Consider the following 14,798-nt stretch of genomic DNA (forward strand, 5'->3'; position numbering starts at 1 on the left):
CATAGAATAGACCCCTTGACCAAAGCCTTCATCTTCATGTACTACTATCCATTTTTTTCTTCTTTACATAAGAACTATTACGACCTAATTTTTTAAATTTTTTATCGTACCATATTCTATTATTTAAATTATCTAGCCAGAAAGTTGCATTTTCCAAGTCACCATTCTTCATAAAAACTTTTATAATTTTTTTAAAATGGGGGCTGTATTGAAATTCTTCACACTCTACGATAGTCATTCCTTTATGAAAATTATGGGAAGCCTCTTTATACATTTTTAATTCTGAGTATAATAGCCCAATATAAATAGAGGCACTTGATATTTCCCTAGGAGTAAATGGTAGTTTCAAAGCATTCGTCATATATTAATCGCTTTATTTTTCATAAAAAAAACATCATATAGATTGGCTTTTTTGACAATGCGATTATACGCTCTTGATGCTTTATCTTTTGGTAAATTTTTTATTTAGAATACCCCCTGTATCTTTCCCAGCAATATAACTAAAGCCGTCATTGAATATTTCTTTTCTATATAACTATCCGTTCTGTGCTTCATCTTCTTCCATATGACTTAGTTTTGCACAAAAATAACCAACTATATATTCTCTACTTGTCATTTCTTCTATATCTTGATTAGCTACTAGTTCTCCTATAGTTTCGGAAAAAATGTGCCATAATTCTGTGGTTTCATACTTTTTATATGGGTGATTCATTTGAATCTCCTTATTTGTATGATTTCCTAGTTTAAAATACCAAAAATATATTACCATACAAATATTTCATCGTTATATGGTAATGTTTAGCAGGATCCTCTTAAAATCCCCCAAAATATATTAATCCATGAAAAAAAGACCTGTAGAAAATTTCTACAAGTCCTTTTTTTAAGCAGATTTCTGATGAGCCCTTCTCGTTTCAATGATTTTCGAGCCTGAAAATAGTAGTAACGCTGCCCAAATAATGCTAAATGCTAATAGCTCTATTTGACTAAACGGTTCTTTATAAAGTACAATTCCTAAAATTAATACTATTGTTGGCGATACGTATTGAATAAAGCCTAATAAATAGAGTGGAATATTTTGTGCACCTTTTGCAAATAAAATTAATGGCACTGCTGTCACGATACCACTGACAATCATGAGGATGTCAGTTGTCACATTAACATGTAAAAATGATGCTTGATTCGTTGTAAAAAGGTAAATATAGTAGCCTAATGCAAACGGTACAATAAATAACGTTTCAATAGCTAGACCTCTTGTCGCATCAAGCTTAATTTTCTTTTTCAGTACACCGTAAATGGCGAAGGATAAAGCAATAAGAAGTGCTACCCATGGGATTGACCCATAATTAATCGTTAAAATAATTACAGCGATAAAGGCAATTCCGGTAGCTGCCCATTGCGCACGACTAAGTGCTTCTTTAAAGAAAATAATGCCAAAAATAACTGACAGTAAAGGATTAATATAATAGCCTAAGCTCGTTTCAATTAAGTGGTTATGGGTAACTGCCCAAATATATAAATACCAGTTCATTGAAATAACAAAGGAAGCTCCTGCAAGCTGCCAAAAATGCTTTTGGTGTGACCACAAATATTTTAAGTCTGCGATAAGATCTTTGCGCATTCCAAATAATATTACTGCTAGTACTGTAAAGACGAAGGACCAAATGACACGCGATAATAAAATTTCCATACTAGGGACATGCTCAAGCAATTTCCAATAAAGCGGAAATGCACCCCAAAAAGCATAGGCTAAAAATGCCGCCAAAACCCCTTTTTTCTCATTTGACATTGCCTCTAACTCTCCTACTCCATATAAATCTATACGACATTCTTAATATTACCATTTAAAGAATAGACTTATTATAGGACTTTGATTGGGAACTGTAAATGCCAAGTTTTAATAAATTGACATGAACAAAGTTACTCTTTCATTTCAGATTCAAGCTCAGAAATATATTTGCGTACCGTACTATAGCTAATATCAGGATTAATTTGTCGTTTTATGCGAATGTGGATTTCTTTAATGCCAACTCCCTGCTCTCGCATATCGCGAATCATAGATTTTAAAGGACCTGACAGAGATTCCTTTGACAGAGCAGTATATTTACTTAATTCAATTAATAGCTTTGTATTTTGTCGGCGAATCTCCTTTAGCTCATTTACGACACAATTATATTCTGTTAGCTTTTTTTGTAAGACGGTGTTTTGCTGCTTTATTTTTTGCATGTCTTCCACAAGCTCAATATTTTTCTTCTTTAACACTTTTCTCTCTTGCTCTAAAATAATGTGCTTTTCATCTAAATCTATATTCATGGCATTGTATAGCTCTTCTATTTGCATTAATTCTTGGTAGCGACTTTTTAACACGAGCATTAGGTTTTCTGTCGTATTGATTGCTAGCGCTCCATCCTTTAAACGTTCACATGATAATGAAGTAGGATTCATTTTGCTCATCATCTTTTAACCCCATGATTGATTATTTTATGTAATCGAATTGCATTGTTTAGCATCTTTCCTCTTCCCTCTTCTTTGATAATCATTCTCATTTACCTTATCATAATGAGGAATTTCTATTTTGTCAAAAAAAGCTTCTTGCAAAGTAAGATGCAAGAAGCTTTACGATTACATTTTTTTCAGTTTTTCATATTCAAGCTGCAGACGTTCGATACGTTTACGGCCTTCCTCTCGATTTCTTGCTGTTTCTGCTTGAATTTGCTTCGTTTCTTGAATACCAGACATAATTGTTTGCCATGTCGTTTCAATTGTTTCGATTTTAATGCTTGGGCTTCCAGCCGCACGCGCGATATTAACACTATTTTTACTAATATTTTCTGCATTTCGTACAAGCATTTCATTTGTACGACGGTCTAATTCACTCATTGAATCTGAAATAAGCTTTTGGCGTTTTAACGTCACCGCATGGATAAGCCCTTGCTTAAATATAGGAATTGTCGTCACAAACGCAGAGTTAATTTTAGCAATTAAATGGTTATTCCCTTGCTGCATTAATCGAATTTGTGGAGCAGATTGGAATGAAACTTGTTGCGCCATTTCTAAGTCATAACGACGCTGTTCTAGTAAATCAACGGCACGTACCATCGTTTCATATTCCATTGCCGCTAACTGATCACCAGTTTGTGCTTTTTGCTCAAGTGCTGGTAAGGATGAACGTACTTCATCTGTTTTCACTTCAATTGCCGCGATAAATTTACTTAAAGTTTGGAAGTAATTTAAGTTTTGATCATATAAATTTTCAAGATCAATGGTATTACGTTTCATTTCACCCTCGTATTTTTGAACCTCGCGGAAAATGACATCCACTTCCTTGTTCATGCTGTCATATTTGGATAGAAACTTTTCTAGTTGTTCCTTTCCTTTATTAAACAGCTTCGTAAGGAAGCCACCTTTTTTATCCTCTTCAAAATCTTGAGGATCAAATTTATCCATAATTCTATTTAAATTATTTAATAATACACTTGATTCCTCAAGCTTGCTTGTTTTCATCGTGGCTAGCATTTTATCTGAAAAAGTAGAAATACCATTCGCAGTTTCTTTTCCAAGCTCTAGCATAGCAATTTGGTCTTTCACATCAATTTTTTGTGCTAATGCATGAACCTCAGGATCTTGCTTTAAAGCAAGTTGATTTTGAGCGATTTGTGATAGCTCCTGCTCAGAAACAAGTACTGGTTTTTTTGGCTCTTGCTCCACCTGCAATAATGGATTAGGTTGTAGTAATGGATTTTCTGATGCAAATGGATCCTTTGATTTTAATAGGTCGTTGTCGAATTCAGACATAAAAGTTTTACCCCCTGCGATTTATCTCTTTTATTTACATACGATTCCAAGCTGAAAAAGTTTCATTTTAGTCAAGTTTTACAAAATAAGGGTCATTGAACCCCTATGATGTTGAAAGCTAATAAGATGTATTAGAACTATTGACAAAAAGCTTTAATTGCTCAAGATCATTTAAGATTTTGTCAACTCATTTACGCATAGGTAGCTGCTGCTCATGTTTCACAAAGAACTGTTCTCTCTCCTCTTGTATCGCTAGGCGTTGACTAGGTGATTTTTTTAATCTTCAATCATTCTTGAATAACAAAACTATACCCTATTAAATTATAGCTTGTTTCATTTGGAAATTCGACTGAAACCACGAAATGTTTTACATAGTTTTCTAACACTAGTGTATTTTAGGACTTACCTCATGACATAGGGTTGATTCCTGCTCCGACTGAGCACCATAACGATGAAAAAAGCAGCTACTTAGTATAGCTGCTTTCATCATCATGTAGTCACTTTTAGGACCGTTTTAATTTTCTTAATAACGCCACCTGAACTATATGTTAGTACGCTGCGTTTATAGAATGAAATACTGAATAAATAAGCAACAATAATTGTCGCTATTAAAATACCTAACGATAGAAGTGGTACCATTACGCCAATATCAGTAGCCCCGATACGCATCGGCATAATCATCCCAGATGTAAATGGAATATAAGAGAATATCTTAATGATAAGAGTATCCGGATTCCCCATTCCCGATAACATAACATAGAAACCAATTAATGTAATCATCATGGCTGGCATTAATACTTGACCTGCTTCTTCAACTTTAGACACTAAAGAGCCGAATAATGCACCAACAATTAAATAAAGAATAATTGTTAATAGTAAGAATAGCACGGCATATATCACATAACTAATCGATAATTCACTAACGATACTAGATGCCATATCCCAAATAACACCGTTTTTCGCAAATTTCGCATAGATTAGGAAGACAACTATAATAATACCCATCTGTGTTAATGCGAGTAATAATACACCAGCAATTTTTGCTTTAAAATGGGTAGCTGGTTTTACACTTACTAGTAGCATTTCCATTGCACGTGAACCTTTTTCAGTCGCAATTTCCGTTGTAATCATAGATAGGAATGTAGAAATAAAGAAATAAATTAAAATACCTACTGCATAAGATACAAATTGTCCTGATTGTTTTTCTTCTTCGCTTTTACCACCTGTAGACTCTGTATTTAAGTTTTTATCAGTAATAATCGTTTTGGCATCCATAATTTGAGTTGCTTGTTCTGGCGTTAATGATAACTGTTGTACAGCATAATTTTGACCAGCAAGTTGAAGAATCGAATTTATCGAACCTTGATCATTTAATTTCAACGGAGTGAAAGTGGCAATTTCAGCATGTAGCTGTCCATCTTGATCTGTTATTTTAACGATGGCATCTAGCTTTTCGTCTTTGACCTTTTTCTCTAGCTCTGATATATTCGATTCATTTTGTATAAATTTCATATCGCCATTCGATACAAAGAGACCACTTAAATCAGCTGTCGTTTCGTTGACAATTGCAATTTGTTGCGCTTGATCATCACCCGTAAAAAGCTCTTTAATATCTGACCAGAAAACTGCAACAGACATCCCAAGTATATAAATGCATGTCATTACAACAAAGGATTTTGATTTTATTTTTGATGTGTAAAGCTGTTTCATTAACAAATTAAACTTCGACAACGTTGCCACCTACCTTATCTTTAAAGATTTCATCTAACGATAAATAGTCTAAGCTGAATTTTTCTATATATTTACCGTTGGAAAGCTTCTCGAAAATGCTTTGTGCATAGCTCTCATCCTCTAGAGTGAGCACCGTTTGCTCTTTCTCCACTCGGACATCTTTGACTCCCTCAAGCGTCAACAATTGAGTTGTCGACCATTCTGTACGTACTGCCAATCTAGTTTTTCCGTATTGTTTCTTTAAATCTAGTAGACTACCTGAAAACAGAGAGACTCCTCGTTTTAATAGACAAAGATGATCGCATAGCTCCTCAACATTATCCATCTGGTGACTAGAGAACAAAATCGTTGTGCCCTGTTCTTTTAAATGCAATATTGCATCTTTCAGTAAATCTTTATTCACAGGATCAAGTCCACTGAATGGTTCGTCTAGTATTAAGAACTGCGGTTTATGAATAAAGCTAGCAATCAGTTGTACTTTTTGCTGGTTCCCTTTTGACAACGTTTCAGCCTTATCTTTCCGTCTTTCTTCGAGCTCAAAGCGGTTAATCCAATAATCAATCTCCTTCTTTAACACCGATTTCTTCATGCCACGTAGCTCGCCAAAAAAGTAAAGCTGATCCTCTACCTTCATCGTCGGAAAAATGCCTCGTTCCTCTGGTAAATAGCCAAGTACATCACGGTTGATGGCATTAACGGGTTTGCCATCCCACGTAATTGTACCTGCCGTTGTCTCCTGTAAATCTAGAATCATTCGGAACGTCGTTGTTTTACCCGCTCCGTTTTGTCCAATCAGCCCAAAAATCTCCCCTTTTTCAATGGTGAAATTTAAGTTGTCCACTGCTGTGAAGTCTTTGTATTTTTTTGTGACACGCTCTAATTGTAATGTCATCCTTTTCCCTCCTATGCTTCAAATATATGTAATTCCTGCTGTAGTCCTTTTTTACGTCTTTCAACCTTCAAAATTTGCATACACAGAATTATTACGACTACAAAATTTAAGAATGATAATCCCGTATTTAAGAATCTTTCTGTTGATTCACCAAGTCCAATATAAAGATTAATAAATCCAATTAATAGATTAAGAAATGCGACGGATATAAAAAGACGACTTATTGATTTTAAATACTTTATTTTCGAAGAACTATCTGAAAATAATTCAAATGGACCTTCTGATTTCTTTTTCCGGTAATAAGCCCATACGCCAAATTTTGAAACAAACTCAATATTCATCGTGTCTAAAAAATCATAGTAATCCTGGTTTTTGCCTTTGACTAGTTCATTGCGATAAATATATTGACCAGGTTCCCCTTTTTCAAAAATAAAATATCCCACCATTGTACGCTTTAGATGCCAACCTTGTTCCGCCATATCATTTACCCATGCTTCTTCCTTTTCATAATCAAGAAAAAAACGATACACTCTTTTTTTCATAAAGTCCCACCTCCAATCTTTAATCGTATAAAACTGATGCGAACTCCTGGTTAAATATGCGCTTTGATAATAATTTTATAACTATTGATTGTTTTTTCTGATTTCCCAGAAAATAATTATGAGGGCAAATACGAAATCCCATACTTATGTAACTTTCTAATTGGCATTATTGCAAAATTGAACAGTCTCCTATACTAATCTGTAAACAGATCCAAATCCTTCTTCAATTTATTGCGCACACGAACAAGTTTTAATAATGGAATAGAAAAAAACACGACTACAAGAATATTAGTGATATTCATTGATAATTTCATCCAGTCAATTGCGTGTGTTGAAAAAACCCCACTTAGACCAATTAGTCCTATAGCCAAATTAAGAAGGATAAGCGATAGTAGCACGGAAATCCTTTGGGATAGCTTATTAATTTTATTTTTCTTATCAGAGTAAAGTTCAAAAGGTCCATCATTTGCTAGTTTCCTAAAGAAGACGAGATTGCCAGAACGATCTACCTGTTCAATTCCTGAGGACCTCAGAAATTCAAAGTATTCGTCTTCATACGAAGCACCGTAGCGCTCTAATTCATCATGCCGATAAATATAGCTACCTGGTTCTCCACGTTCGAATGTAAAACGTATCCAAGCTAACTATTATCAATTATGCCTCGGCATAATTGCGTCCGGAATCGGCTTTGTGCTTGCACAAAGAACCTTCTTTCAGTTAGTGTTTGGGCATCTTCTGAAAAACAGCCTAAATCAGAAATCATCTCACCACCTTTAGAGGTGGGGAATTTCTGCTGAAAGAAGTTAAATGCCAACCTTGTCTTGCCATATCGTTAACCCATTTCTCAATATCATACGGGTTAACAGCCAATCGATATTTATTCATTTGTTCCATACTCCTTCGTTATACGGATGCCGTTGTCAAAAAGTTCCCTTAATCTCAAAATTTCGTATTCAACGACTTTTTTTCCACTCTCTGTAATGATGTACTCCTTTTTTCGTCCATCACCGTCTAGTGCCTCAATCCATCCTCGCTCGAGTAAAGTTTTGATAGCTCCATAAATCGTCCCCGCTCCAAGCCGAACACGACCATCACTCATTTCCTCTACCAATTGCATGATGCCGTAACCATGTCTTGCATCAAATAAAGCTAATAAAATATAATAAACGCCTTCTGTTAATGGCTGATGCTCTTGCGTCATACAAATCCCCCTTTTTATATCGTCCAACAATATATCGCCAGCTGATACAATTAAAATATATCAGCTGACGATATAGTTGTCAACATTATTTTTTCCATAAAAAGTTATTCAATTATACTCCCGCATATTTGCTTTCGGAAGCTTTTAGCCAACACGACATTGGTCACTCAGTCGTTGCCACAGGGTGTGACGTTCTTAGACTGAGTTCCTCTATTCAGCGGGTGTGGCGCGACACTTGCTAGCTTTTCGTGTGCGTAGTGAAGCAATATGTGAGTATTTTGATTCTCTTCGCGTTTCCTGGATACCCGAACATTTCAGCAGTTCTTGGCATCAACAAGGCAATCTGGTTATCTAAACGTTTCCTGATTTCGCCTGTCCTTCAATATTTATATTGCGTATGAAATTGGTATATGCTAGCATGTAAGTAATTACTTGCACGAAAGGAAGAACGCTATTGTCAACAAAAAGCACCGTAGAACGAATCACTGAAGCAGCTTTACAACTCATTAGTGAGAAGGGCTATACTGCGGCAACAACGAAAGCTATTGCTGAATTAGCAGGGGTCAATGAAGTAACAATTTTTCGCCACTTCGGAAACAAGCGTGGTATTTTGAAAGCCATTATTGAGCAATTTTCCTATTTCCCTCTTTTACAGCAAGAGATCAATAAAAATGTTACATGGGATTTGGAAACGGATTTACTAAACTTCTCTATCAAGCATTTTAACTTTTTAATGTCTATTAAAGACTTTGTCATGATCGGCTTTAAAGAAGCCATGCAGTTTCCTGAGATTAATGAAGAGATTGCTAATATCCCATTGCATATTAAAAACGAGCTTATTCATTATTTTCAGGAAATGCATGAAAGAGGGAAAATGAGAGAGATTGATTTTGAAGCAGCAGCGTTATCTCTTATTGCTGTTAATTTTGGTCATTTCATGTCACGTGCACGCTTAGGAACAAATGTTTCTCATATGCCATCTGAAGAATTATTAAAAACAAGTGTTTCAATTTTTTCTAGGGGATTGACTCCCTAGAAAAAATTTTCCCCATCAATGCAAGTAAGTACTTACTTATATCGGAGGTTTATTTATGAATGGTTTACATGCTTTATTTAAAGTTCAAGAAACTTATATTGGCATCGTCATCACAATTGCATTTCAGATCATTTTCTTTTCCGTATGGATGACCGCCTATGATGGTATCAATGACCGAACAGACAATTTAAAGATTGGACTAATTAGTGAAGATACAGAGATGGGGCATCAAGTAGTAAATGAAATAACAGCCACACTACCTTTCACATTAGAAAATTACACTTCTCTTGACAAAGCTGAGCAAGCATTAAATCGACGTGATATCCATATGATTATCCATATTCCAAGCGATTTTACGAGTCAATTACAAGCTGGTAAAGAGGCTGAAATAATTTACGCTATTAATCAAGCGAATGCTAGTATCGCAAAAAACATGATGGATGGAATAGCCAAACAAGTAACTGAGGAAATTAACCATAATATTTATCCTTTACAACAGGGCAAAACCATTGAAGCATTTTCTCAAAAGTTCTCACAGCTTCCAATGGAACAAAATACTGAGCAAATTAACGCAGCCGTTGCTACCACAATTATGAGTGTAAAGGATCGTGCGATAAATTCTACTATTATTAAAACGAATAATGTTGAAGAGTTTGCTGCAAATTTTGTGCCATTGATGGTTATTATTTCGTCATTTGTTGGTGCAATGGTCATGATTATGCAGCATCAGCAGGCTGCACAACTTGTACAAGATACAATTTCGAAGTGGCAATTGTTCCTAGCAAGACAGCTTATTAATATTGGTGTTGCCTTTGCCCTTCCACTATTAACGATTGCCTTAATGCATCTATTTAACATTTCAAGTCAAGTAAATTTTTTATCAGTTTATCTTTTGCAAGCATTAATGTTCTGGGCTTTCCTCTGCCTAGCACAAGCCTTTATCATCATTTTTGGTAATCTGGGTATGATTTTTAATATTTGCGCTCTTTCTATGCAGCTTGTTACTTCAGGTGCCCTAGTCCCACAAGCGATGCTATCTGATTTTTACAATAAACTAGCGTCGCTTCTTCCAGCTACTTATGGAGCTGATGGCTATTTCACCATTATTTTTGGTGGAAGCACTGATAATTTAATGAGTGATTGTAGCTCGTTAGGAATGATCATTGCTGTAACATTAACCATTTCTACTATCGTCGTTGCTTTTAAAAAATCAAAAGTACAAAGCGAACGCGAGCAGATAGTCCCTGCTACTGTTCAATAATTTGGTCAAAAAAGCGATGTACTAATGAACGAATTAGTACATCGCTTTTAGAGTTAAAAATAAAATGGTAAAGGGTATCATTATGTATATTATAGAGCTAAAATGAAGATGATTTTCGTTCCAGGCTTGCCCATCAATATAAGAAGACACTATTTTGCGAAGTGCTTGATTGGAGTGGAGACTGAGCGACTCCTTGGAGATTAGCGATATAGATGAACGAAGGCTAAAACCAAAGCGTTCAGTCCGAACGGAAATCGACCCCTCGTTTTGCAAAAGAGCTGTACATTAATATGACACCTTAATTCAAATAGTTTTGACAAATGAGTGATATTCGCCTATTTATTCTACACTTCTAATCAACCCTTCATCACTTTTCACCAATTTGTAAAATACCGGCAAGTTGTTTATTTAAGGTACTTACACTATCTACAAAATCTTGACGATACCATTGAATGATTAGGCCAATGATTGCGTTTGCTTGGTACGCACTATAATACTCAATCGATATCTCATCATGTACTTTATTATGGAGTGCGATATCTCTTTTTAGCAGAGCAAAAATTCCATCAAATAACATGTAATAGTATGTCAGCGGCACATTCTTGGAAAAAACAATACGATAGAACATTTTAAAACGCTCAATATGATGAAAAATACGAATAGTATTTGGATCTATTTGGTTTTTATCCAATGTTGTTACTGCACGGTACGGTTCTTCATAGGAATTATTCAAATCCCTCATAATTTCCTGAAAGTATTCCTCAAATAGGCCTTCCTTTTGCTCATAGTGCAAGTAGAAGGTACCCCTATTTACCTTTGCGACCCGACAAATTTCTGCGATTGTAATGTTTTCTAAAGGCTTCTCACTCAATAACGTTAGTAAAGCATTATGTAATGCTTGCTTCGTTTTGACAACTCTTAAATCGTTAGCGCTCAAATTTTTTCCCCCTTACTAAACAGATTTTTTAGATGTGTTGATTACTGAACAGTTTCTAGTATTTTGCGCATTGAAATCGCTTACAAAATTATTATATTATTTTAATGAACACATGTTCAATATTTAACATTTTATATCCTCGAAATCACTGGAACAAACGCTGGTGAAAGAACATAAATTATAGGAGGTTTTTGAGATGAGATTAGACGATAAAGTAGCCATCGTAACAGGTGCAGCGTCAGGTATGGGTAAAGCCATTGCAGAGGGCTATGCCAAAGAAGGAGCAAAGGTCGTAGTTTCTGACTTAAATTTAGAAGGTGCACAAGCAGTTGTTGCGGGTATCCAAGCAGCTGGTGGCTCAGCGTTCGCTATTCAAACGAATGTTGCCTCAACAGAAGACCTACAACGCTTATTTGATGAAACAAAAAATGCTTATGGCAAATTAGATATTCTAGTGAATAATGCAGGTATTATGGATGGCATGGAGCCAGTCGGTGAAGTTTCTGATGAACGTTGGGACAAAGTATTCGCGGTGAATACAACTGCCGTAATGCGTTCGATGCGTATGGCAACAGAGATTTTCCTTGCTCAAGGACATGGAGTCATTGTAAACAATATCTCTGCTGGTGGTTTATATGGCGCTCGTGCTGGGGCTGCCTACACTGCTTCTAAGCATGCTGTTGTTGGTCTAACAAAAAATACAGCATTTATGTATGCAGATAAAAATATTCGCTGTAATGGTATCGCTCCAGGTGCAGTGATCACAAACATTGCCTCTTCCATGACAAATGTGAGTCAAACAGGTGCAGCTCGCCAAGCACTAGGTTTAGCTATTAACCCACGTGCAGGACAACCTGAGGAAATTGCTCAGCTCGCTATATTCCTTGGCTCAGATGAAGCAAGTTTTGTCAACGGACAAGTAATTACTGTAGATGGTGGCTGGACAGCTTACTAAGCTTCACCATACGAAAAAGCACGCACATAAAATCCATTGTGCGTGCTTTTGATTATTTTATATTTAAATTTTCATCCGCTCTTCTTGCTGGGAATAAGCATCCTATAAAAGCACCAATTAACGCTGGTAATATCCATCCTAAGCCCATGTCATAAAAAGGTAATAAGTTGGAATAAGCTTTTTCAATCGCATCAAAAATACCCAATTTCGCTGCAGGAATGCTACCTACTAACGCTTTATAACCATCAATTACACTAATAAAAATTGTAAAAATCATAGCAATCGCATATACTGTTTGCTTATTTTTAAATAGTGATGAGCATAATGCAAGGATAATTAAGACAATTGCTAGCGGATATAAGAACATCAGCACTGGAATAGCAAACTTAATAATATTCGTTAATCCGAAGTTGGCGATTGTAAATGACACAACGCACAATAAAAAAACAAACCATTTATAGCTTAATTTCGGGAACACTTCGTGGAAAAATTCACTACAAGATGTGATTAAGCCAATACTTGTCTTTAAACAAGCAAGGACAATTATAACTGCTAATAAAATAGCTCCGTATGATCCAAAATAGTGATCTGCCACTGCGGCAAATATTAAGCCACCGTTATCAAATGTACCAATAGCTTCAATACTCGATGCCCCCATATACGTTATTAAACCGTATATTAACGTCATTAATGCCATGGCGAAAATACCAGATTTCCACGTTGCTTTAGCAATTTCCTTTCTATCTGATATTCCTGCGCTTTTAATTGCGTTAATTACAACGATACCAAAAGCTAATGAGGCTAAAGCATCCATTGTGTTATAGCCTTCTTTAAAGCCTGTCATAAATGCCGAATCAATATAATCTCCGATTGGCTGCTGGAAATGGCCCATCGGTTTTACAATACTAATAATAATTAAAATAAATAACACAATCAAAAATGCTGGTGTTAAATATTTTCCGATATAATCCATAATTTTCGCTGGATTCAATGAGAAATAAAAAACGATGGCAAAAAATACGAAGCTAAATAAAGCAAGTAAAAGTGTTGTATGCTCCGCTTGTATATATGGTTCAAAGCCAACAACAAACGGAACTGTCGCTGTACGTGGAATCGCAAAAAAAGGACCAATCGTTAAATAAAGAGCTAATGAAAAGATGACGCCGAATAATGGGTGAACACGGCTCGCTAAGTCACGCAAACCGTTGCTACCTGATAAACCGATAGCTAAAATGCCTAAAAACGGTAAACCGATAGCTGTTACTAAAAATCCAATTAAGCCAAACCAAAAGTTAGTCCCTGCTAATTGTCCAAGCTGAATTGGAAAAATAAGATTGCCTGCTCCAAAATACAGTCCGAAAAGCATTGTACCAATGACTGCATATGTTGAAAAAGGTATTTTCTGTTGCATTTTGATGTACTCCTTAGATGTATTTAACCATTGCATACAATTTATATGAAGAGATTTCTCATTACAATTCCACTATATTAACATAGCATTTATTTAAAAAACAATAGTTGTTTTTTCCTTTTAAACTTTTCACTGGTGCTGTCATACACCTTCACGTGGAAATGAGGACTTCTTTCGGGGGTAAATAGAGAAAACTAAAAAGAGCTGTCTGCTGACAGCTCCTTAGTTTGCTACAGACCAATCTATGTGATCTAAAAACTTGTATACGTCCTCATACACTTTTTCACGTTCTTTATCTAAAGTTATAATATGACCAGAATTTTCATACCAAATAATCTCTTTATCATCAGTTTCTACAGTATCTAAAATGAATGGTGCACTTTCTTGATAAAGTTCATCATCTAATGAACCTTGTAATACTAATGTAGGTGCTTTAATTGTAGATAATTCATCGCGTGTTTCTGTAGTTAAACGTGTAACACCGTCTAATGAATCCTTTGGTGTAATACGTAGTTCATGTAATTCAGAAATAATTTGATCTTTTGATTTATTTTCAAAATGTTTATATAAACGAGCGTAATGATAAAGTCGGGTAAATAAACCTTTAGAATTGTCGCGTGTTATAGGTGCACACATTGCAACAACTGCTTTAACTGGAAACGTCTCCGCTACTTTTAAAGAAAATACACCGCCAAGTGAAATCCCTGCTACAGCAATTTCCTCATAGCCTTTACTTTTTAAGAAGTTATAACCTTCCACAACATCGTTCCACCAGTCTTCTGGTCTTGTTTCAAGTAACGCTTCTGGTTCTACACCATGCCCACTATAAATCGGTGCATGAACCGTATAACCACGTTTTGATAAAAATTCTCCTAGCTTTTTCACATCTTTTGTGCTACCTGTGAATCCATGCAATAATAGTACGGCTTTTTTGCCTCCCTCAATAGTTAGAGGTTGTGGCTTAGTTAAATTCATTTTATAGTATCCCCTTCACGGAAATTTGTAATTGTGTAATTTATGTGTCTATCTTAACACCCTTT

General features: G+C 35.5%; 16 protein-coding genes. 3 read left to right on the forward strand and 13 right to left on the reverse strand.

Going from position 1 to position 14,798, the window contains the following annotated elements:
• Positions 1-34: 34 nt before the first annotated feature.
• The 10 genes from ACIQ7N_RS00100 to ACIQ7N_RS00145 form a co-directional block, all read right to left on the reverse strand.
• Positions 35-361, reverse strand: a complete 327-nt coding sequence (locus ACIQ7N_RS00100) for a hypothetical protein (RefSeq protein ID WP_402929418.1) — start codon at positions 359-361, stop codon at positions 35-37.
• A 174-nt stretch (positions 362-535) separates the two neighbouring features.
• Positions 536-712: a hypothetical protein gene (locus ACIQ7N_RS00105; protein ID WP_402929420.1), complete on the reverse strand. Its 177-nt coding sequence runs from the start codon at positions 710-712 to the stop codon at positions 536-538.
• Positions 713-880: 168 nt separating this feature from the next.
• Positions 881-1,786, reverse strand: coding sequence for an EamA family transporter RarD (gene rarD, locus ACIQ7N_RS00110; RefSeq protein WP_402929422.1), 906 nt, complete (start codon positions 1,784-1,786; stop codon positions 881-883).
• 131 nt (positions 1,787-1,917) lie between these two features.
• Positions 1,918-2,454 (reverse strand): hypothetical protein, encoded by a 537-nt coding sequence (locus ACIQ7N_RS00115; protein ID WP_402929424.1) that lies wholly within the window; start codon positions 2,452-2,454, stop codon positions 1,918-1,920.
• 165 nt (positions 2,455-2,619) lie between these two features.
• Positions 2,620-3,792 carry a toxic anion resistance protein gene (locus ACIQ7N_RS00120; RefSeq protein ID WP_248718614.1) on the reverse strand — a complete coding sequence of 391 codons (1,173 nt, stop codon included), beginning with the start codon at positions 3,790-3,792 and terminating at the stop codon, positions 2,620-2,622.
• Positions 3,793-4,281: 489 nt separating this feature from the next.
• Complete coding sequence (locus tag ACIQ7N_RS00125; RefSeq protein WP_402929426.1) at positions 4,282-5,523, reverse strand: ABC transporter permease; 1,242 nt, start codon at positions 5,521-5,523, stop codon at positions 4,282-4,284.
• The gene (locus ACIQ7N_RS00130; protein ID WP_402929427.1) at positions 5,510-6,415 is read right to left on the reverse strand and encodes an ABC transporter ATP-binding protein; all 906 of its coding nucleotides are present in this window, start codon (positions 6,413-6,415) and stop codon (positions 5,510-5,512) included. Before ACIQ7N_RS00130 ends, ACIQ7N_RS00125 begins: the two co-directional genes overlap by 14 nt.
• Positions 6,416-6,426: 11 nt before the next feature.
• Entirely contained in the window at positions 6,427-6,957 is a 531-nt protein-coding gene (locus tag ACIQ7N_RS00135) for a DUF2812 domain-containing protein (protein ID WP_402929428.1), read from the reverse strand.
• Between the two features lie 194 nt (positions 6,958-7,151).
• Positions 7,152-7,592 carry a DUF2812 domain-containing protein gene (locus tag ACIQ7N_RS00140; protein WP_402929915.1) on the reverse strand — a complete coding sequence of 147 codons (441 nt, stop codon included), beginning with the start codon at positions 7,590-7,592 and terminating at the stop codon, positions 7,152-7,154.
• 242 nt (positions 7,593-7,834) lie between these two features.
• Positions 7,835-8,158, reverse strand: a complete 324-nt coding sequence (locus ACIQ7N_RS00145) for a PadR family transcriptional regulator (RefSeq protein WP_402929429.1) — start codon at positions 8,156-8,158, stop codon at positions 7,835-7,837.
• Between the two features lie 454 nt (positions 8,159-8,612).
• On the opposite strand from ACIQ7N_RS00145, the gene ACIQ7N_RS00150 reads away from it, so the two are divergent.
• Together ACIQ7N_RS00150 and ACIQ7N_RS00155 are read left to right on the forward strand one after the other, a co-directional pair.
• Positions 8,613-9,194 carry a TetR/AcrR family transcriptional regulator gene (locus tag ACIQ7N_RS00150; protein ID WP_402929430.1) on the forward strand — a complete coding sequence of 194 codons (582 nt, stop codon included), beginning with the start codon at positions 8,613-8,615 and terminating at the stop codon, positions 9,192-9,194.
• Between the two features lie 55 nt (positions 9,195-9,249).
• A complete protein-coding gene (locus tag ACIQ7N_RS00155; RefSeq protein ID WP_402929431.1) occupies positions 9,250-10,455 on the forward strand; it encodes a YhgE/Pip domain-containing protein in 1,206 nt (401 codons plus the stop codon).
• A gap of 367 nt (positions 10,456-10,822) precedes the next feature.
• On the opposite strand, the gene ACIQ7N_RS00160 is transcribed toward ACIQ7N_RS00155, so the two are convergent.
• Complete coding sequence (locus tag ACIQ7N_RS00160; RefSeq protein ID WP_402929432.1) at positions 10,823-11,392, reverse strand: TetR/AcrR family transcriptional regulator; 570 nt, start codon at positions 11,390-11,392, stop codon at positions 10,823-10,825.
• Between the two features lie 196 nt (positions 11,393-11,588).
• On the opposite strand from ACIQ7N_RS00160, the gene ACIQ7N_RS00165 reads away from it, so the two are divergent.
• Positions 11,589-12,347: an SDR family oxidoreductase gene (locus tag ACIQ7N_RS00165; RefSeq protein ID WP_402929433.1), complete on the forward strand. Its 759-nt coding sequence runs from the start codon at positions 11,589-11,591 to the stop codon at positions 12,345-12,347.
• Between the two features lie 52 nt (positions 12,348-12,399).
• Here ACIQ7N_RS00165 and brnQ read toward each other — a convergent pair whose 3' ends face one another.
• Together brnQ and ACIQ7N_RS00175 are read right to left on the reverse strand one after the other, a co-directional pair.
• Positions 12,400-13,758 (reverse strand): branched-chain amino acid transport system II carrier protein, encoded by a 1,359-nt coding sequence (brnQ, locus tag ACIQ7N_RS00170; RefSeq protein ID WP_402929434.1) that lies wholly within the window; start codon positions 13,756-13,758, stop codon positions 12,400-12,402.
• A 222-nt stretch (positions 13,759-13,980) separates the two neighbouring features.
• Entirely contained in the window at positions 13,981-14,733 is a 753-nt protein-coding gene (locus ACIQ7N_RS00175; RefSeq protein ID WP_132358820.1) for an alpha/beta hydrolase, read from the reverse strand.
• Between the last annotated feature and the right edge of the window lie 65 nt (positions 14,734-14,798).

Origin of the sequence: Lysinibacillus sp. NPDC095746, assembly GCF_044763535.1 — a bacterium.
GTDB lineage: Bacteria > Bacillota > Bacilli > Bacillales_A > Planococcaceae > Lysinibacillus.

Bases quoted from the DNA above. Each gene is read 5' to 3' on its own strand.
- ACIQ7N_RS00130 (WP_402929427.1), bottom strand. From the start codon at position 6,415: ATGACATTACAATTAGAGCGTGTCACAAAAAAATACAAAGACTTCACA.
- brnQ (WP_402929434.1), bottom strand. From the start codon at position 13,758: ATGCAACAGAAAATACCTTTTTCAACATATGCAGTCATTGGTACAATG.
- ACIQ7N_RS00165 (WP_402929433.1), top strand. From the start codon at position 11,589: ATGAGATTAGACGATAAAGTAGCCATCGTAACAGGTGCAGCGTCAGGT.
- ACIQ7N_RS00135 (WP_402929428.1), bottom strand. From the start codon at position 6,957: ATGAAAAAAAGAGTGTATCGTTTTTTTCTTGATTATGAAAAGGAAGAA.
- ACIQ7N_RS00100 (WP_402929418.1), bottom strand. From the start codon at position 361: ATGACGAATGCTTTGAAACTACCATTTACTCCTAGGGAAATATCAAGT.
- ACIQ7N_RS00155 (WP_402929431.1), top strand. From the start codon at position 9,250: ATGAATGGTTTACATGCTTTATTTAAAGTTCAAGAAACTTATATTGGC.
- ACIQ7N_RS00120 (WP_248718614.1), bottom strand. From the start codon at position 3,792: ATGTCTGAATTCGACAACGACCTATTAAAATCAAAGGATCCATTTGCA.
- ACIQ7N_RS00115 (WP_402929424.1), bottom strand. From the start codon at position 2,454: ATGATGAGCAAAATGAATCCTACTTCATTATCATGTGAACGTTTAAAG.
- ACIQ7N_RS00105 (WP_402929420.1), bottom strand. From the start codon at position 712: ATGAATCACCCATATAAAAAGTATGAAACCACAGAATTATGGCACATT.
- ACIQ7N_RS00175 (WP_132358820.1), bottom strand. From the start codon at position 14,733: ATGAATTTAACTAAGCCACAACCTCTAACTATTGAGGGAGGCAAAAAA.
- rarD (WP_402929422.1), bottom strand. From the start codon at position 1,786: ATGTCAAATGAGAAAAAAGGGGTTTTGGCGGCATTTTTAGCCTATGCT.
- ACIQ7N_RS00145 (WP_402929429.1), bottom strand. From the start codon at position 8,158: ATGACGCAAGAGCATCAGCCATTAACAGAAGGCGTTTATTATATTTTA.